This is a genomic window from Streptomyces sp. NPDC127119, from assembly GCF_042677425.1.
Lineage (GTDB): Bacteria > Actinomycetota > Actinomycetes > Streptomycetales > Streptomycetaceae > Streptomyces.
In genome coordinates this window covers 134,021-151,236 of record NZ_JBHXTO010000007.1, presented here as the reverse complement: position 1 = coordinate 151,236, position 17,216 = coordinate 134,021, and the positions used below count along the sequence as shown (strand labels likewise).

Genomic DNA, 17,216 nt, shown 5'->3' with positions numbered 1-17,216 from the left:
GCGGAAGGCCTCGTACTGGACGTACTTGGGCTTTCGCCCGGTGCAGCGAGAGTGCGTGCCAGGCGTCGGCCGGCAGGCGGGAATTTGACGACAGGGCCTAGGCGCGCAGGAAGCCGTCCCCGTGCGTCGCGATGTGGCTCTCCACCGCCTGGAGCGCCTGCTGCGTGGCCTGCGGGGAGCCGCTGCCGCGCCGCTCCGCGAGGTAGGCCGCGCCGAGGGTCTTCAGCAGATCGCCGCCGGTCCGCTGCGCCTGGACCTCGTCGATCTTCTGCTTGCCCTGTGTGAGGCCGCGCTGTGCTTGTTCTTTCGCGCGGTCCAGGAAGCCTGCCATGGCCGTCTCCTCCGTCGTCGTGCGTCGTGCCTGTTCAACGGGCCGTCCGATCTTGGAGTTCCCGGTCGGAACGGCCCGGGGACCCGCCGGTCCGGGCAGCCCGGCCCGAACAGGGCGCCCGCAGTATGCCCCGCTTCGCGAAGATCCATTCCCGCTCTTTCGTGTAATAGCACCAGCACGGTCCGTGATGGAAGTGTGGGCGCCGCAGCTCATTGCACGATGGGGAGGACATTTTCATGTCGGTAGGCGAAGAGATCCGCGCGGACCAGGATCAGCCGCAGAAGAGTCTCGGCACATCCGCGGCGCGGAACCTGGCCACGACCACCAAGTCCGCACCGCAGATGCAGGAGATCAGCTCACGCTGGCTGCTGCGCATGCTGCCGTGGGTGAACGTGCAGGGCGGCACGTACAGGGTGAACCGCAGGCTCAGCTACTCCGTGGGAGACGGCCGCGTCACCTTTGTCAAGACGGGTGACCGCGTGCAGGTCATCCCGGCGGAGCTCGGCGAACTGCCGGCGCTGCGCACCTACGAGGACCAGGAGGTGCTCGCCGAGCTGGCCGCGCGCTGCGAACAGCGGGAGTTCGAGCCGGGCGGCGTGCTCGCCTCCTTCGGCAGCCCGGCCGACGAGGTGTTCCTGCTGGCGCACGGCAGGGTCGAGAAGATCGGCACGGGTCCGTACGGGGACGACGCGGAGCTGGGCACGCTCGCGGACGGCGCCTACTTCGGCGACCAGGCGATCCTCGACCCGGACGCCATCTGGGAGTACACGGCCCGCGCGACCACCGCGTGCACGGTCCTCGCACTGTCCCGCACGCACTTCGACACGATCGCGGAGCGCTCCGAGTCCCTGCGCGAGCACCTCGCGCAGCTGCGGGCGATCCCGCACCAGCGCGCCAACACGTACGGCGAGAAGGAGATCGACCTCGCGGCCGGCCACACGGGGGAGCCCGCCATCCCCGGGACGTTCGTCGACTACGACGCGGCGCCACGGGAGTATGAACTCAGCGTCGCCCAGACCGTGCTGCGCATCCACACCCGCGTGGCCGACCTCTACAACCAGCCGATGAACCAGACCGAGCAGCAGTTGCGGCTCACGGTGGAGGCGCTGAAGGAGCGCCAGGAGCACGAGCTCATCAACAACCGCGAGTTCGGGCTGCTCAACAACTGCGAGTACGACCAGCGGCTCCAGCCGCACGACGGCGTACCGAGCCCCGACGACCTGGACGAACTGCTCACCAGGCGGCGCGGCACCAAGATGCTGCTCGCCCACCCCCGGGCGATCGCCGCGTTCGGCCGCGAGCTCAACAAGCGGGGCCTCGTCCCGGAGACCCTGGAGGTGGCGGGCAACCGCATCCCCACCTGGCGCGGGGTGCCGATCTACCCGTGCAACAAGATCCCGGTGACCGAGGCCAGGACGACGTCGATCATCGCCATGCGTACGGGCGAGGCGGAGCAGGGGGTCGTCGGACTCCAGCAGGCGGGCATCCCGGACGAGATCGAGCCGAGCCTGTCCGTGCGGTTCATGGGCATCAGCGAGCAGGCGATCATGTCGTACCTGGTGACGACGTACTACTCGGCCGCGGTCCTGGTGCCCGACGCGCTCGGCGTCCTGGAGAACGTCGAGATCGGCCGTTGGCGGTGACCTCCGGGACCTCCGGCGCACCGCATGCCGTGTCCCCGTCCGCCGGACCGGGTAGACCCCAGGGGTACGTCCGCGCGTCCCGGGAGGCGGACCCATGGGTGAGTTCATGACGGAGACGCGCACGCAGGCACGGACGTCCGCGGTTGCGGGAGCCGTCCCCGAGCAGGGGCCGGCGCCCGCCGGGCCGTACGGCTCGCCCGACGTACAGGAGGCGTCCGCCATTCTCGACAGGGCCCGGGTCTCGGTCGAACCGGAACTGCGCCGGGCCGTCGAGTCACTGCCCGGCCCGTTGCGCCGGGTCGCTCTCTACCACTTCGGTTGGGAGCACGCGGACGGCACTCCGGCGGCGGGGAACGCGGGCAAGGCCATCCGGCCCGCGCTCGTACTGGCCGCGACCGGAGCGCTCGGCGGGCACCGGACGAACGCCGTCCGGGCCGCCGCCGCGGTGGAGTTGGTCCACAACTTCACGCTGCTGCACGACGACGTGATGGACCGGGACACCACCCGCAGGCACCGGCCCACCGCCTGGGCCGTGTTCGGTGACGCCGACGCGGTTCTCGCCGGGGACTCCTTGCAGGCACTGGCGCACCGGCTGCTCGCCGAGGACCCGCATCCGGCGTCCGGGGCGGCGGCTTCGCGGCTCGCCGGCTGTGTCGTCGAGCTGTGCGCAGGACAGCAGGCCGACACCGCGATGGAGCGTCGTGGTCCCCACGACATCACGCTCGACGAGGTGCTGGCCATGGCCGAGGCCAAGACCGGTGCGCTCCTGGGGTGCGCGTGCGCGCTGGGGGCGCTGTACGCGGGCGCGGACGACGCGGATGTCGCGGCGCTGGACGCGTTCGGCCGGGAGGCCGGGCTCGCCTTCCAGCTCATCGACGACGTGATCGGTATTTGGGGGGACCCGGGGCGCACCGGCAAGCCGGCCGGGGCGGACCTCATGGCCCGCAAGAAGTCCCTGCCGGTGGTCGCGGCGCTCGCCTCCGGCACACCGGCCGCGGCCGAACTCGCCGAGCTGTACCGGGCTCCCTACCGGGACGGCGATCTGGAGCGCACGGTCCTCGCCGTCGAGCGGGCGGGCGGTCGCGACTGGGCCCAGATCCAGGCGGCCGACCGGATGGCGCGGGCCCTGGGCCATCTCTCCCGTGCTGTCCCGGACCCGGAGGCGGCGGAAGGCCTGCTGTCGCTGGCGGAGTTCGTGACCCGGCGGACCTCATGAGGAGGGCCGTCTGAGACGCCGGACTTCTCTGTCGCGTGCGGCACCTGACGGCGCGGCGGGGCGGAGGGGTTCCGGTTTCGGCGGGCCCCGCGCATCCCCACGGTGCGCGGGACCCGCCACCCCTCGCCCGGGTGATCGCCTGGGCTCCAACGGCCGAATGAGCGGCGGCCGTTGAGTCAAAGGGGCGGGGCTCCTGGACGAGGCCTTCCAAGGCGACCCGGTGAGCGGTTGGGTCTTTCCCGACGCGGACCACCGGCGGCGCAGGCATCCGCTGCTGATGGGGGCCTTCTTCGACATCACGCTCGACGCGGGATATGCGGACGTCGCGGGGGACGGCTCGGCCTGCGCACTGTGGCTGTCGATACCGGCGGGGCCGCAGGAGGAGGACGAGGAGGGGCCGGCCCAGTTGCGGGAGACCGTCGATCCCGGCAACGAACGGGTCGAGCTGATCGCCCGGTTGACCGCCGAGGTGCATCCGGCGGGCGCTGCCCACGAGCATCTGTGGATGATCGGCGTCCGGCCGGGGCGGCAGGGGGAGGGGCCGGCGGCGTCTCTGGAGGCGAGCGCGGAGCGGAGCCGGGGGCTGTACGAGCGGCTGGGGTTCGCCCTCGCGGGGCGGGCGGTCGCGTTGCCCGCGGGGCCGGGGGTGTGGCCGATGTGGCGCGAACCGGTGCGCTTGCCGCTGGGGGGGTCTGCGGGCACGGCCTAGGGCGGTTCTTCGGGTGCGGCGCCGTGGGGGCGGGTCGCGCAGTTCCCCGCGCCCCTCAGAGGCGCCTGCCTCGGCGCCGTGCGAAGGCACCCTCCCCGCGCCCCTAGGAGTGGGGGACGATCGTGTTGACGATGCGTTCCACCAGGCCGTCCGGGACGCTCACGCCCGGTAGGACGCCGTCCAGTACCCCCGGCAGGGTCAGGTGTTCGAGGATCAGGCCGAGCATGGCGACGTACAGGATCGTCACGGTCTCGTCGCCGCCCGGGAGGCCCGCGGTGCGATGGAACTCCATGCCGTACTCAAGGTCGCCGCGGATGGTCTTCGTGTACGAGGCCCGTAGTTCGGGGCGGCGCGTGGCCTCCAGGCGCATCTCCAGGAGACCCAGGTAGCCCGTGCGGTCGCGTTGGGCGCGGGCCATGAGGTCGTGCATGAAGGCCGTGATCAACGCGCGGTCCCGCGGGGCCTTGAGAAGCCCGGCCAGGACCTCCGGGTCCGGGGCCAGCCGCTCGTGCAGCCGGGCGTCGATCTGCCGGAGCAGGTCGTCGCGGCCGGTGAAGTAGTTGGATGCGGTCCCCACCGGCACCCCGGCCTCGGCGTCCACCGCGCGGAAGGTCAGCCCACGGGCCCCCTCGCGTGCCAGGACCTCCACCCCGGAGTCGACCAGCGTGGCTCGGCGCTGCGGGTTGCGCACCATCCGGAATCCCCTCTCCCTCTTGGATCCCGTACGGGAAGCCGTCGGTAATCGCCTTGCAACCACTACAAGTGAAGCACTATGAATGGAGTGGTTCAGTCAGCCTACGGAAAGAGACCGGCTTGCGAAAGCTCACGTATTTCATCGCCTGCTCCATCGACGGCTTCATCGGCGATCCGGGCGGCGACGGCTCGATGATGATCCCGTTCGTGGACGAGGAGTTCTTCGAGTTCCTCAAGACCGAGTATCCGGAGACGCTGCCCACCCACGGCCGCCGCGCGCTGGGCATCGACGACCTGGCGAACCAGAAGTACGACACGGTCGTACAGGGCCGCGCCAGCTACGACCTGGCGCTGCAGATCGACGTCACCAGCCCGTATGCCCATCTGCGCGAGTACGTCGCCTCGCGCACGCTCAAGGAGTCGCCCGACCCGAACGTCGAGATCGTCGCCGGCGACCTGGTCGGCACGGTCCGTGAACTCAAGGCGGAGGACGGCGACTTCGGCATCTATCTGTGCGGTGGTGCGCAGATCGCGGGCGAGCTGCTGGACGAGATCGACGAGCTGGTCGTCAAGACGTACCCCATCGTGCTGGGCACCGGCATGCCGATGTTCGGCTCCGGGTTCGCGATCAGCGAGTTCACGCTCGGCGAGGTGCGTACGTTCAAGAACGGGGCGGTCGTGCGGACGTACAGCAGGAAGCGCTGATTCCGGGCTTGTCGTCCGGCTGTCGGGCCGACCCCTCCCGCAATATTCTGGAGGCATGGCCAGCGATGAGTCCCTCTGTCCGGTCTGCGAGCAGTCCGTCGACACGGTCGTGCGTCGGCACAAGACCCTGGGCGTCTTCGTGCCCGTGTGGGGTCCAGGCCCCTGCCACAACCCCCGCTGCGCGAGCTACGAGGCGGGGGAGGAGTCCGTGCTCATGACCGAGCCGGGCCCGCCGCCCGAGGAGCCCCGCCCCGGCGCGGAGCGGGAGTCCTGACCGGCGGCAACCGGCACCGTCCGTCCGTGGCCGCTCCCGTCACTTGCGCTGGGTGAAGCGCAGCAGATTGCCCGCGGGGTCGCGGACCGCGCAGTCCCGGACTCCGTACGGCTGGTCCATCGGTTCCTGGATGATGTCGGCCTCCGCGGCGAGCAGCCGTTCGTACGTCGCGTCGCAGTTCTCCGTGGTGAAGATGACACCGCGGAGCAGCCCCTTGGCCAGCAGTTCGGCCACCGCCTGCCGGTCCGCCGCCGGTGCGTTCGGATCGGCCAGAGGCGGCTCCAGGACGATCTCCACGTCCGGCTGGAGCGGCGGGCCGACGGTCACCCAGCGCATGCCCTCGAACCCGACGTCGTTACGGACCTCCAGGCCCAGCACGTCACGGTAGAAGGCGAGCGCCCGGTCATGGTCGTCGACGGAGATGAAACACTGCGCGATTTTGAGATCCATGGCCTCACGGTAGGGCTTGTCTGACAATTCCCGTCTGCCTGGCGACGCCATGCACGCCCTCTCGCCGCACCGGGCACAGAGCCAAGTACGTCCAGTCCGAGGCTCTGTGCCCGGCACTCCCCCAGCCTCCGGCCGGGGGGACCCCCAGAGCACGCGCCTGACGCCGCCCGGCCGCCCTGCGGGCGACGACGGGAATGGTCAGACAGGCCCTAAAGGCTTGGCCGCCCGGCGCACCGGTCGTGTGTACGTCTTCGCCACGCAGGCCGGGATCGCGGCGCCCGGCTCGTGCGACCGTGCCCGGTACGCGCTCGGTGTCTCTCCGACCAGCTCCGTGAAGCGGGAACTGAACGAACCGAGCGATGTGCATCCCACCGCGAAGCAGACCTCCGTGACGCTCAGGTCGCCGCGTCTCAGCAGCGCCTTCGCGCGCTCGATGCGGCGCGTCATGAGATAGCCGTACGGCGTCTCGCCGAAGGCGGCGCGGAAGCTGCGCTGGAAGTGGCCCGGGGACATCAGCGCGGTGCGCGCGAGCATGGGCACGTCCAGCGGCTCCGCGTACTCACGGTCCATGCGGTCGCGTGCCTTGCGCAGCCGGACCAAGTCCTCGGTGGTCATGCCCTCAGCTTCCCACGGCCCACTGACAGCGCCCCTGGATCAGTCGGCGGGGGATCACTGGGCGGGAGATCAGTCGGCGGGCTCGGAGAGTGAGAGTTCGCCGGTGCCGTCCAGGACCTCGCGGGCCACTTCCGAGATCCGGCGCCGGTGCGAGCGGGCGTGGTCGCGCAGCAGCGCGAAGGCCACGTCCACGGTGATGCGGCGCTGCTGGGCGAGTGCGCCCTTGGCCTGCTCGACGAGGATGCGGGACTCCAGCGCGGTCTCCAACTGCTCGGTGAGCCGCATCTGCCGGCGCAGTTCCCGCTGCTGGAGTATCGGGATGGCGGCGAAGTCGGCGAGGGCGCGGCCCAGCCTGAGCTGCCCGGGGTCCGGTGTACCGGGTCCGTCCAGGAAGAGGCTGAGGGCGCCGACCACCTCGTCGCGTACGCGCAGCGGTGTCGCGGCGACCGAGTGGAATCCCAGCCGGCGGGCCCTGCGGGTGAACCGGGGCCAGGCCGCACGCGTGTCCGGGTGGTCGAGGGCGATCCCCTCGACGGGGTTTCCGGTGCGCAGACAGTCCTGGCACGGGCCCTCGCCCCAGTCGACGCCGTTCCGTTCCAGGCTGCGGATACGGGCGTCGGATCCGGTGACCTCCGCCCGGCCGTCTCGGGGCGCGGCCAGGGCGACCCCCGCGGCTGCGATGTCCAGCAGATCGACGCAGCGCTCGGACAGGGTGCGCAGGAAGTGAATGTCGTCGAAGTCGCCCGCCAGGGTGGTGGCGAGCTCCACGAAAGCGGCGGCCAACCGCTCCTCGCGCGGCTGCTCGGGCATCCGGCTTCCTCCCCTTTCTCTGTCGTGCCTCTTTCTGCGGGTGCGTCCTTCCGGGTCACGCTGACGCGCGGTGACGTGCACCGTCTCGTTCGGTCGGCCCTGTTCGGCTCCGGCGCCCGGTCGGCGGGCGGCTCCAAGCCTACGACGACGGCGGTCCTGGTTCGATGGCAATCACGCGACGAATCGGGCCCGTTCGGTGACTCCTGCCGCACGCCGATCGACCGGAGCGGGACCGCCACTTCGCAGGCCGCGACCGGCCCGACGGTCGTCAGGGAGCCTGGTGCCGACGCGGGAACGGCGAGGTGTCGGACGGGTCGGCGACGATCAGCGCGGCCAGGTCGAGGAGCTTCATCCGCTTTGCGCGGGCGTGGCCGCGCAACTGGTCGAACGCTTCCTGGAGGTCGCAGTCGAGGCGTTCGGCGAGGATGCCCTTGGCCTGCTCAATGACGACGCGACTGTCCAGGGCACCCTGCAGCTGATCGCCGCGGACGAGCGCGTCGCGCAGCACATCGCGATGGGCCAGGCCGACGGCCGTCGCGTCGGCGAGGAGCCGGGCCCACCGGATGCCCGCCGGTCCCAGTCGGCCGTGCTGGTGGTAGAGAGCGAGCGCGCCCAGCGTGCGGTCCTGATGGGTCAGGGGCAGGGCCGTGACGGCGGTGAAGCCCTCGGACAGGGCGCGGCTGGTGAAGCGGGGCCAGCGGGTCCGGCTGTGCGGGTGGGACATCGGAACGTCGGCCAGGGGCCCCTTGCCCCGTGCGATGTCCAGGCAGGGCCCCGTCTGCGACTCGGCCTGGAGGCACTCCAGCCGGCGAGTGCGTTGGTCCGACGCCGCCATGCGCCAGGGAGTGCCCTCCGGACCGATCAGACTGCAGGCGGCCGCCTCGACACCGGGCAGGGGGGCCGTGACCCGCGCAAGCCGTCGCAGGAGATGTTCCTCGCTCTCACCCCGGGCCGGCGCGTCGACCAGGGTGAGCAGCTGCGCGGCCAGTTCCTGCGATCGGGTGGTGTCGAGAGGTTCGATACTCATCTCTTGGTTCCTGACGGCTGGGTGGGGCTGCCGAGCCGGAACGGACGCCCCCGGGTGTCCGGGCGTGGTTGCCGGATCGGGAGGGGTGTTGTTCGTTCCACACGACAGCCAAGCACATGGCGCCATTGGGCGACTACGGTGAGTCCGTGATGGTGGTATCTTCCGGCCCGCGGCCCCTCGGGAGCCCAAAGCTTTACGCGCCGTTGACCCTCTCGCGCCGCGGAAGCGCAAGGACGTATACGGAAAGGGTGGCCGAGTCGGCCCGCCGGTACCAGGACCTCGCTGTTCGGAACCGGTTGTACGGGTGTTCCGGGACGGACGTCCGGGCGGCGTGTGAACGGGGCCCGTCCGAGGGTGAACTGATGGCCCGTCATGCGGAGCTGTGCATGACCGGCCGTGCCGCGGCCGTCCCTTCCTGGGCACGTTGGCCCGGGTTCACGACTTCTTCTTCTTTTCGTCGCCGTCCCGCGGAGTGCGCCGGCCCCCGTCCCGCTGATCGGGGGCGCTGCGGGCCCCGTCCCGCGGCGTGCCGTGATTCCTGGACGCGTCGGCGCGCAGCCCACGGGACAGCTCCGCCACGAACGCCTCCCACAGTCGGTCCGTGGGCGGGAATCCCGGTTCGTCAGTCGCCAACGGGTGCCTCCCGCCCGGCCGTCGTCCGCCCCTGCCCGACCCGGTCGACCTGGGTCGACTCCAGCCCGATCCGCCCGGCCCGGACGCCGACGGCCGTCCGGCCGCGACGGTCGCCGTACCGGCCGCCGGGCGCTCCGCGCGCCGGAGGTCTCCGGGCCGGAAGGTAATCGCGGGGGAAGGCGCCGGGCCGCCCGCGAGGCCCCCGGAACCGGAACGCCGACCGGGGTGCGGGCGGTCGAGGCGGCTCCGTGCCGTGCCGCCGCGACCGGTGTCGCACCGCGGGCGGCACGCCCACGCCGAACAGCTGCTGCGAGCACGTGCACGGGGTGTCGCGACAACGGTGCACGAAGTCCGCCGCTTGTGGCGGCCGGGCATCGCGGCGAGGTGCGCCACCGAGGTCGAAGGAGCCGGGCTCGAACGCCATCTGTATCGGACGGAGGTACGCGACGGCCGCCGTGCGACCGCCCTCGGCCGGTCCGGCCGTGCGCATGTCGGCGGGAGTCCGGGTCGATCCGTGCACCCTGGCGTAGCCGACCAGGATTCTCATGGGATCGGATCGCTCCTTCTTCGGCGTAGGAAAACTGGTGTGGAACGCTGCCGGCGCAGACGTGTTCGCGCCCGTGCGCGTGATAGGGGCGGAGTGTTCGAGCGGTCCTTGCCGAGGTGGCACGGGAGGCCGGGACGTGTGCCGGGGCGGGGAGGGGAGTGCTTCCGGGAAAGGCGGTGCTCGACCGACCCGTGTGATGACGGGCGTACGCGGCGGGCGCGGGGCGGCGGCCCGACGGCGTACGGCGGAGGGGTGCGGGCCGCACGGCGAAGCCGGTCGCCGCGTGCCGGTGCCCCTGGGCGCGCGACCCCCTTGGCACGGCCCTCACCTCGGTCTTCTCATGGGGCGCGGATGTACGCGGTGCTTCGCCGGGGTCCTGGGCTCCGGTCACCCTAAGCCGGGCGGGCGGCGCGGAACAGAGGGTGACCGGCCACTCACGGAAGGCACACCGGGGCGGCGGGACGACGCGAGTCGGCAGCCCGCAGGACCCGCACGCGGCACGGACAGAGGGGCACCGTGGCTGAAACGCTGCGAGTCCTTGCCGATGTGCCTCCGAACCGCCAAGAGTCCGAACCGGTGCGGGCCCGAAGCGGGCAGGAGGACGAGACTGGGGGCACGAGTGTCGTGGCGGGACAGGGTGCGACGGGCGGGTGGTTGCCCTCCGGGGCTGTCGGCGTGGGCGATACTTGGCGGATCATGCTGCTGGCCGTGCGACCGGGCGGAGGTGAAGCGGATGCGGCACGAGAACCGCGGCGGCGACAACGAGATGCCCGACCGCATACAGCCGTCCGACGTGGAGGACCGTCGCCGGGTCACCGAGGCCTTCACCTCCTTGACCTCGTCCAGCGAAGTGCGGCGGGTGCCCGAGCTGCTGTGCGCGGCCTGCGTGGACCTGCTGCCCGTCACCGGCGCGTCCATCTCGATCACCGGCAGCCGCACCGCACGGGCGCTGTGGTGCGCCAGTGACGAAACGGCCGCGCGCCTCGCCGAGGCGCAGTACACGCTGGGCGACGGACCCTGTCAGACCGCCCTCGACCGGGCCGCCCCGGTGCTCGCGCCGGACCTCACCCAGGGTCCTGACGCCCGTCGCTGGCCGGTCTTCGCCCATCAGGCCGTCGAACTGGGTGTGCGGGCGGTCTTCTCGCTGCCCCTGGGTGCCGGCGCGCTCGCGATCGGCACCCTCGACCTCTACCGGGACACCGCCGGCGCCCTGTCCCCGCGCGACCTGCGGATCGCGCTGCTGGCACGGGACGCGGTCACGTTCGCCGTACTGAATCTCGAAGCAGCCTCCGACGGCTTCGTCTCGGGGGACGAAGCAGGAGTAGCGTCATGGGTGGACGCCGCGGAAGCCGACCACGTCGAGGTTCACCAGGCAGTTGGCATGGTCATGGTCCAAATCGGGGTCGATCCCGAGCAGGCACTGGACCGGTTGCGGGCGCACGCCTTCTCAGAAGGGCGGACGGTCACCGAGGTGGCACAGGAGATTCTGGCCCGAACGCTGCGTTTCCAGCCGGAAGCGGACGACAATCAGCAGAAGGGCCGCGGTCGGCTCGGCGACGAAGGAGACGGTGACCGGTCATGACCCGTGAAGAGCAGCTCGCCGAGGCGTTCGTCGGGCTGGCGGACACCCTCGCCGACGGGTTCGACCCGGTGGTCCTGCTGGACCGCCTGGCCGGGCACTGCGTCGGCATCGTGGGTGCCGACACGGTCAGCGTCATGATGGCCACGGTCCGCGGCGACCTTCGTACGATGTCGGTCTCCGCCCACGCCGCGTCGCCCGAACTCGTCCAGACCCAGACCAGGGAAGGCCCCGGCCGGGACTGCTACCGGACCCGGCTGCCGGTGGACGCCACCCATCTCGACGACCTCGACGGCCGGTGGCCGCGGTTCACGGCCCAGGCCCAGGAAGCCGGTTACGGCGCCGCGCACGCGCTGCCGCTGCGGGTCAACCACCAGACCATCGGTTCCGTGAGCCTCCTGCTCACCGCGCCGGCCGGTCTCCTGCCGGGCGATCTGCGCCTCGCCCAGGCGCTCGCGGACGTGGCCGCCGTGGCGCTGGTCCACTGGAGCCCGGACCCCGCCAGGCCCATGGACATCCTCACCCATGTCCAGGCGGCCGTCGCCGCCAAGGCCACCGTCGAGATGGCGCAGGGCATGCTGGCCGAGCACGGGCGGCTCGAACCCGCACGGGCGATGGAGGCCCTGCTCGCCTACAGCGGCCTCAACGGCAACCGGCTCACCGCGACCGCCCAGGCGCTGGTCCGCCGTACCCTCGAACCTGCCGTGGTGCTCGCCGCCCTGGGGTGACCCCGGGCCTGTACGAGCCGTCGCGTACGCCCCCTGTGCCACGGCGTGCGCAGGGGCGCCCGATCCATGCAAGTACCACCAAGAACCACCCCGTGTACGGCGTACGACCTTGTTTGACCGGGCACGATGGTGAGTATCACTTCGGTGCCGCCCAAGACCCTGGTGGCGTCCGCCGCGCCTCCCCCCAGTCGCGTTCTCGCGTTTGCCGTCACTCCTGGAAAGAACACTGAGGTGGGCCATGGGCACCCATCACGTCACCTTCGGCCTGCGCCACCGGACGGCGGGAGACACGCTGTTACTTCTGCCCCGCGGTGAGCTGGACGCCTGGGCCGACCAGCAGCTGTTCCCACAGGTGGCCGAACTCCTCGACCGTCCCCGGGACCGGGCCCTGTCCGGTGTCGTCGTGGACCTCGGCGCGGTGACCTTCCTCGACGCCGGAGGTCTGCGCCTGCTGGTGCGCCTGAGGAACCGGACGTGCCTGTGCGGCGTCGAACTGCGACTCGCCCGCACCCCCGCCAAGGTCCGTCGTGTACTGCGTCTCTCCCGGCTCGAACGCACCTTCACGTTCCTCGACGAACCCAGATCACCCTGCGACAAGGCCTCCGGGAGCGGTGTGCCCGCCTGACCGGACAGCGTCTTGCCGGGACACCTCCGCCGTACGAGAGTGGGAAGGCGCTCCCGCGCCGGGATCACCCGGTCCGGGGGCACCCGCCCAGGACCCCGGCAGGCACCCCCACATCGGATGCGATCCGAGCGCGCCCCCGCGGGCGTGCGCGGGCGCAGGCGGAGGGTCGAAGCGTGGACGGACGTCACCGGAGCGGGCCGGAGCACCCGGCCCTGCCGACCGAGCAGGACCACCGGACCCGGCTGACCGGGCAGGACCATCGGACCAGGCTGACCGAGCAGGAGTGCCGGGAGGTCCTGGCCCGCACCGCGGCAGCCCGACTGGCCGTCACCCGCCGTGGTCTGCCCCGGATCGAACTGGTCGGACTGGTCCACTTCGACGGCGAACCGGTGGCGCTCCTGCCCGAGGACAGCCCCGTCGCCCGTGCGCTGTCCGAGGTGATCTCCCCGCGCAGGCTCGTCGCGCTGCAGACCGACGATCTGACCGACTCCCGGCGCGAGGTGCACAGCGTCACCGCCGTCGCCCGGCCCCGCTGGATCGTCGGCTTCGACGACGTGCGCGAGTGCCGGCGCATAGCCGAGGCCCGGGGGCTCGACGTCAGGGCCGACACCTGGTTCCTGGCCATGACCCACCCCATGCTCGTGGGCCGACGGGTCCCCCTGCGCGGTCCGGGCCACGTGCCGCAGGACCACGCGCGGACGTGAGTCCGGCCCGAGCCGGTGCCGGCCCTCGCGCGGGCGTGCGCTGCCGGGACCGCCCGTGCGCCGCTGAAACCCTCCTCGTTTCTATGAGTCACGGCCCATCAAATCTGTAAACTGGCTTGCAGGTTTGTGCCAGGCCGGATTTCTGAAGGCCTCAACGGGGGGATGGTCGTGCCGACCCTGCCGATCGACGACGAGAACGCGGCGCTCTACACCATCGGCCAGGTCGCCGACATGCTCGGCGTGCAGCTCGCCTTCCTGCGCAGGCTGGACGAACAGCGCGTGATCGTTCCCGTCCGGTCGGCCGGCGGTCAGCGCCGCTACACCCGCAGGGAGATCGGCCAGGTGACCGAGGCGCTCGCCCTGATCGAGGAGGGCGTCACCCTGGCCGGCGTACGGCATGTGCTGACGCTCCGGCACCGGGTCGCCCAACTGGAGTCCGACCTGGCCGAGTTGCGGCAGGAACGGCACGTCGACTGCGGCCATGTGGCGAGGGGCTGACAGGCGCCGTTCGTCAGGGCGTGGCGCCCTGGGGATCGGCGGCGGCCGACAGCATGGGCGCGCTGTGCCGTTCCGGCCGGTGGCCGCCGGCGTCGGGGACCGGGCTGCGGGGCGAGCCGGGCATGCCGGGCAGCGGCACGGGGCGGCGAGCCGCGAGACGGCCTGCCGAGCGGTGGCCGCAGCGGACGCAGGCGGGCGCGCCGGCGGCGGTGTACGGCGACGGCACACTGCGGTTGTCGCAGGAGAAGTACTCCCACTCGTGCCCGAAACCGTCCATGAAGCGCTGCACGTCGTAGTCGACGGTCCAGCGGTCCTGGCACTGGCCGCAGGTGAACTCGACCCGCTCCACAGCCAGTTCGGTGATCATGCCCTCACCCCTCCCGCGTCATCGTTCTCTATACTCCGCCGACCGCGGGGTTGACAACGATCAGCTCAACTTCTTTTCCCTCCCATGGGGAGGTTCCCTGTATGCGCGGGACACAGAAAACGACCGCACCCGGACCACGACGGACGCCGGGTTCGGCGGCCTGCGGACCGGGTGCGGTCGGGAAGGCGCTGCGGTCTGAGCAACCGCAGGTCAGAGAGCTTGACGCGAGGTCAGGCCTTCTTGGTCTCCCAGAAGATCTTGTCGATCTGGGCGATGTAGTCGAGAGCCTTCTGGCCCGTCGCCGGGTCGGTCGAGGCCTTCGCGGCCGAGAGGGCCTTGAGGGCGTCGTTGACCAGCTGGTGCAGCTCCGGGTACTTCTCGAAGTGCGGGGGCTTGAAGTAGTCGCTCCAGAGCACCGACACGTGATGCTTGGCGAGCTCGGCGCGCTGCTCCTTGATGACGGTGGCGCGGGCCTGGAAGTGCGGGTCGTCGTTGGCGGCCATCTTGTCCTGGACGGCCTTCACCGACTCCGCCTCGATGCGGGCCTGGGCGGGGTCGTACACACCACAGGGCAGGTCGCAGTGTGCGCTGACCTTGACCTTGGGGGCAAACAGGCGGGAAAGCATTGAGCTGTCCTTCCTCGTGATCGTCTTCTCAGGTGGGACATTACTCCGTGAGGGACGGGTTTTCGCGAGTGCCCCCATGGGCTTAGGACAAAAGTCCAGGGTCAGACTGGGACTCGTGGAGGATAGGACCGGGGAGGTGCCGGGATGCCGGAGCTGTCGCAGGAGACCGAGCGCGTGAGGGGCGTCCTGCCGTTCGGGGCCGCCGAGGTGACGGGGCCGTCCATGGCGCCCACGCTGCTGCACGGGGATCAACTCGTCGTGCAGTACGGGGCCAGGGTCAGGCCCGGTGACGTCGTCGTCCTGCGTCATCCGTTCCAGCAGGACCTGCTGGTCGTGAAACGGGCGGCCGAGCGGCGCGAGGGCGGCTGGTGGGTGCTCGGCGACAACGCGTTCGCCGGCGGGGACAGCAGGGACTACGGAACCGTGCCCGAGGAGCTCGTCCTCGGGAAGGTGCGGTTCCGCTACCGCCCGCCGGAGAAGGGTCAGCGCTCGCCGTTGGCGGTCGCGCGCTGGGTGTGGTCGGCCGCACGGCCGGTGCTCTCCGGCCGGTCCTCCGCCTCCAGGCGCTTGCGGGCGCGGTAGGCGGCGACGTTCGCCCGGGTCGCGCAGCGGTCCGAGCAGTAGCGCCGGGAGCGGTTCGTCGAGGTGTCGAGGTAGGCGTTGCGGCACGGCGGTGCCTCGCACAGGCCCAGGCGGTCCACGCCGTACTCGGTGAGGTGGAAGGCCAGGCCCATCGCGGCGATCGCGGCGTACCCGGCGGTCGCGTTCGACGGGTGGTCCGCCAGGTGCATGTGCCACAGCGGGCGGCCGTCGTCGTCCCGGAAGTCGTGGCCCGAGATCTGCGGGCTGACCGGGAACTCCAGCAGCAGCGAGTTCAGCAGGTCCACGGCGAGCGTCTCGTCGCCGCCGTCGGCGGCCTCGAAGACCGCGCGCAGCCGGGCCCGTACGCCGCGGAAGCGGGTCACGTCCGAGTCGTTGGCGCGGCGGGCCGCCGACGAGTTGCCCCCGAAGAGGTCACGGACGGCCTCGACCGACGTGAGCGTGTCCTTGCCCCGGGCCGGTTCCTCGCTGTTGACGAGACGGACGGCGTAATCCGAGTAATAGGCCAGTTCCACTTGTAGTCCTTACGAGGGCGCTCTATGGTCGTGGTGCGGGCACGTAATGGCTGATGGCGCTTCCAGGGTATTACATCCTGGAGTCGAAAGGGGCTTACATGACGACCACCCTCGGGTCCGACTGGCAGGCGTGGCAGGAGAGCTGGGACCGGCAGCAGGAGTGGTACCTCCCTGACCGCGAGGAGCGCTTCCGGGTCATGCTCGACATGGTCGAGGCTCTGGTGGGCCCCGAACCACGGGTCCTGGACCTCGCGTGCGGTACGGGAAGTATCACGGCCCGGCTCCTCGAAAGGTTCCCGAAGGCGGTCAGTACCGGCGTCGATCTCGATCCGGCGCTCCTGACCATCGCCGAGGGCACTTTCGCGGGCGACGACCGGGTCGCGTTCGTCACGGCCGACCTCAAGGACCCCGAGTGGGTCTCGCTGCTGCCGTACGAGTCGTACGACGCCGTCCTCACCGCGACCGCGCTGCACTGGCTGCACAGTGAGCCGCTGGCGGTGCTGTACGGGCAGGTTGCCGGGGTCGTCCGGGAGGGTGGCGTGTTCATGAACGCGGACCACATGATCGACGAGACGACCCCGCTGATCAACGCGGCGGACCGGGCGCAGCGGCATGCGCGGATGGACGCGGCGAGGGCCGCCGGTGTTCTCGACTGGGCGTCGTGGTGGGCGCTGGCCGCGGCCGACCCCGTGCTCGCCGGGCCGACGGCTCGTCGCTTCGAGATCTACGGGGAGCATGCGGACGGGGACACGCCTTCTGCCTCGTGGCACGCGGGGGCCCTGCGGGCGGCGGGGTTCGCGGAGGCACGGGAGGTGTGGCGGTCGCCGTCCGACGCGCTGGTCCTGGCCGTCCGGTAACCGACTTCCCTCTGCCCCCGCCGCCCCTACCCTCCCCGTCACTGCATGGGGCTGCGCCCCTCGCCCCCAGATCGCGCTACGCACTCGTCCTCGAACGCCGGACGGGCTGGGTGGGGGTGGGGCTGCGGGGGTGGGTGGGCATCGGCCTGAACGGCCTCGTCCTCAAACGCCGGACAGGCTGAGAAGCACACGCCGGTCGGCAGGCTGAAAGGCAGGGGCGCAGCCCCGCCTTTCAGGGGCGCGGGGAACTGCGCGACCAGCCCCCACCGGACCCGCAGACGACTGTCAACCCGGCGGTAGCCGTACGCGACCAGCCCCCACCGGACCCGCAGATCACTCTCAACCCGGCGGTAGCCGCTACGCGGAGGGGGGGTTCTGGAAAACCCCCACCACCCCCCACCCCAAACCCACCAACCCGCAGCGGCCAAAACACCCCATAGACCTAAGGAACAGATACTTCGGGC

The 17,216-nt window shown here is 71.3% G+C and carries 22 protein-coding genes; 12 read left to right on the top strand and 10 right to left on the bottom strand.

What is annotated here, in order from left to right:
- Window positions 1–97: 97 nt before the first annotated feature.
- Complete coding sequence (locus tag ACFVH5_RS06050) at window positions 98–331, bottom strand: hypothetical protein (RefSeq protein WP_149511585.1); 234 nt, start codon at window positions 329–331, stop codon at window positions 98–100.
- Window positions 332–567: 236 nt separating this feature from the next.
- Here ACFVH5_RS06050 and ACFVH5_RS06045 point away from each other — a divergent pair, with 236 nt between their 5' ends.
- From ACFVH5_RS06045 to ACFVH5_RS06035, 3 genes are all read left to right on the top strand, one after another.
- Window positions 568–1,974, top strand: a complete 1,407-nt coding sequence (locus tag ACFVH5_RS06045; protein WP_385832385.1) for a family 2B encapsulin nanocompartment shell protein — start codon at window positions 568–570, stop codon at window positions 1,972–1,974.
- 94 nt (window positions 1,975–2,068) lie between these two features.
- A complete protein-coding gene (locus ACFVH5_RS06040; RefSeq protein ID WP_385832384.1) occupies window positions 2,069–3,190 on the top strand; it encodes a family 2 encapsulin nanocompartment cargo protein polyprenyl transferase in 1,122 nt (373 codons plus the stop codon).
- Between the two features lie 220 nt (window positions 3,191–3,410).
- Window positions 3,411–3,899: a GNAT family N-acetyltransferase gene (locus ACFVH5_RS06035; RefSeq protein WP_385832383.1), complete on the top strand. Its 489-nt coding sequence runs from the start codon at window positions 3,411–3,413 to the stop codon at window positions 3,897–3,899.
- A gap of 103 nt (window positions 3,900–4,002) precedes the next feature.
- Here the strand turns inward: ACFVH5_RS06035 and ACFVH5_RS06030 are convergent, their stop codons facing one another.
- A complete protein-coding gene (locus ACFVH5_RS06030) occupies window positions 4,003–4,593 on the bottom strand; it encodes a TetR/AcrR family transcriptional regulator (protein WP_385832382.1) in 591 nt (196 codons plus the stop codon).
- A gap of 119 nt (window positions 4,594–4,712) precedes the next feature.
- Here ACFVH5_RS06030 and ACFVH5_RS06025 point away from each other — a divergent pair, with 119 nt between their 5' ends.
- Both ACFVH5_RS06025 and ACFVH5_RS06020 read left to right on the top strand, forming a co-directional pair.
- Window positions 4,713–5,297 carry a dihydrofolate reductase family protein gene (locus tag ACFVH5_RS06025; protein WP_385832381.1) on the top strand — a complete coding sequence of 195 codons (585 nt, stop codon included), beginning with the start codon at window positions 4,713–4,715 and terminating at the stop codon, window positions 5,295–5,297.
- 55 nt (window positions 5,298–5,352) lie between these two features.
- Window positions 5,353–5,571, top strand: coding sequence for a hypothetical protein (locus ACFVH5_RS06020; RefSeq protein WP_385832380.1), 219 nt, complete (start codon window positions 5,353–5,355; stop codon window positions 5,569–5,571).
- Window positions 5,572–5,610: 39 nt separating this feature from the next.
- Here the strand turns inward: ACFVH5_RS06020 and ACFVH5_RS06015 are convergent, their stop codons facing one another.
- The 5 genes from ACFVH5_RS06015 to ACFVH5_RS05995 form a co-directional block, all read right to left on the bottom strand.
- Complete coding sequence (locus tag ACFVH5_RS06015; protein WP_385832378.1) at window positions 5,611–6,021, bottom strand: VOC family protein; 411 nt, start codon at window positions 6,019–6,021, stop codon at window positions 5,611–5,613.
- A gap of 198 nt (window positions 6,022–6,219) precedes the next feature.
- Complete coding sequence (locus tag ACFVH5_RS06010; RefSeq protein WP_385832376.1) at window positions 6,220–6,636, bottom strand: helix-turn-helix transcriptional regulator; 417 nt, start codon at window positions 6,634–6,636, stop codon at window positions 6,220–6,222.
- A 69-nt stretch (window positions 6,637–6,705) separates the two neighbouring features.
- Window positions 6,706–7,446: an ANTAR domain-containing protein gene (locus ACFVH5_RS06005; protein ID WP_385832374.1), complete on the bottom strand. Its 741-nt coding sequence runs from the start codon at window positions 7,444–7,446 to the stop codon at window positions 6,706–6,708.
- Between the two features lie 268 nt (window positions 7,447–7,714).
- Window positions 7,715–8,473, bottom strand: coding sequence for a GAF and ANTAR domain-containing protein (locus ACFVH5_RS06000; protein ID WP_385832372.1), 759 nt, complete (start codon window positions 8,471–8,473; stop codon window positions 7,715–7,717).
- Window positions 8,474–8,908: 435 nt separating this feature from the next.
- The gene (locus ACFVH5_RS05995; protein WP_385832370.1) at window positions 8,909–9,106 is read right to left on the bottom strand and encodes a hypothetical protein; all 198 of its coding nucleotides are present in this window, start codon (window positions 9,104–9,106) and stop codon (window positions 8,909–8,911) included.
- Between the two features lie 1,280 nt (window positions 9,107–10,386).
- On the opposite strand from ACFVH5_RS05995, the gene ACFVH5_RS05990 reads away from it, so the two are divergent.
- From ACFVH5_RS05990 to ACFVH5_RS05970, 5 genes are all read left to right on the top strand, one after another.
- Entirely contained in the window at window positions 10,387–11,235 is an 849-nt protein-coding gene (locus ACFVH5_RS05990; protein WP_385832368.1) for a GAF and ANTAR domain-containing protein, read from the top strand.
- Complete coding sequence (locus ACFVH5_RS05985) at window positions 11,232–11,960, top strand: GAF domain-containing protein (RefSeq protein WP_385832366.1); 729 nt, start codon at window positions 11,232–11,234, stop codon at window positions 11,958–11,960. Before ACFVH5_RS05990 ends, ACFVH5_RS05985 begins: the two co-directional genes overlap by 4 nt.
- 238 nt (window positions 11,961–12,198) lie before the next feature.
- Window positions 12,199–12,585: an STAS domain-containing protein gene (locus ACFVH5_RS05980; protein WP_385832364.1), complete on the top strand. Its 387-nt coding sequence runs from the start codon at window positions 12,199–12,201 to the stop codon at window positions 12,583–12,585.
- A gap of 173 nt (window positions 12,586–12,758) precedes the next feature.
- Window positions 12,759–13,289 (top strand): hypothetical protein, encoded by a 531-nt coding sequence (locus ACFVH5_RS05975; RefSeq protein WP_385832362.1) that lies wholly within the window; start codon window positions 12,759–12,761, stop codon window positions 13,287–13,289.
- A gap of 168 nt (window positions 13,290–13,457) precedes the next feature.
- On the top strand, window positions 13,458–13,787 hold the full coding sequence (locus ACFVH5_RS05970) for a MerR family transcriptional regulator (RefSeq protein WP_385832360.1): 330 nt from the start codon (window positions 13,458–13,460) through the stop codon (window positions 13,785–13,787).
- Between the two features lie 13 nt (window positions 13,788–13,800).
- Here ACFVH5_RS05970 and ACFVH5_RS05965 read toward each other — a convergent pair whose 3' ends face one another.
- Both ACFVH5_RS05965 and sodN read right to left on the bottom strand, forming a co-directional pair.
- Entirely contained in the window at window positions 13,801–14,154 is a 354-nt protein-coding gene (locus tag ACFVH5_RS05965) for a hypothetical protein (RefSeq protein WP_385832358.1), read from the bottom strand.
- A 230-nt stretch (window positions 14,155–14,384) separates the two neighbouring features.
- Window positions 14,385–14,780, bottom strand: a complete 396-nt coding sequence (gene sodN, locus ACFVH5_RS05960; RefSeq protein WP_005480378.1) for a superoxide dismutase, Ni — start codon at window positions 14,778–14,780, stop codon at window positions 14,385–14,387.
- A gap of 144 nt (window positions 14,781–14,924) precedes the next feature.
- Between sodN and sodX the strand changes: the two genes are divergently transcribed.
- Complete coding sequence (gene sodX, locus ACFVH5_RS05955; RefSeq protein ID WP_385832354.1) at window positions 14,925–15,362, top strand: nickel-type superoxide dismutase maturation protease; 438 nt, start codon at window positions 14,925–14,927, stop codon at window positions 15,360–15,362.
- Here the strand turns inward: sodX and ACFVH5_RS05950 are convergent.
- A complete protein-coding gene (locus ACFVH5_RS05950; protein ID WP_366781017.1) occupies window positions 15,263–15,895 on the bottom strand; it encodes a CGNR zinc finger domain-containing protein in 633 nt (210 codons plus the stop codon). The genes sodX and ACFVH5_RS05950 overlap by 100 nt on opposite strands.
- 98 nt (window positions 15,896–15,993) lie before the next feature.
- Between ACFVH5_RS05950 and ACFVH5_RS05945 the strand changes: the two genes are divergently transcribed.
- The gene (locus ACFVH5_RS05945; RefSeq protein ID WP_385832352.1) at window positions 15,994–16,752 is read left to right on the top strand and encodes a class I SAM-dependent methyltransferase; all 759 of its coding nucleotides are present in this window, start codon (window positions 15,994–15,996) and stop codon (window positions 16,750–16,752) included.
- The last annotated feature ends 464 nt before the right edge of the window (window positions 16,753–17,216 follow it).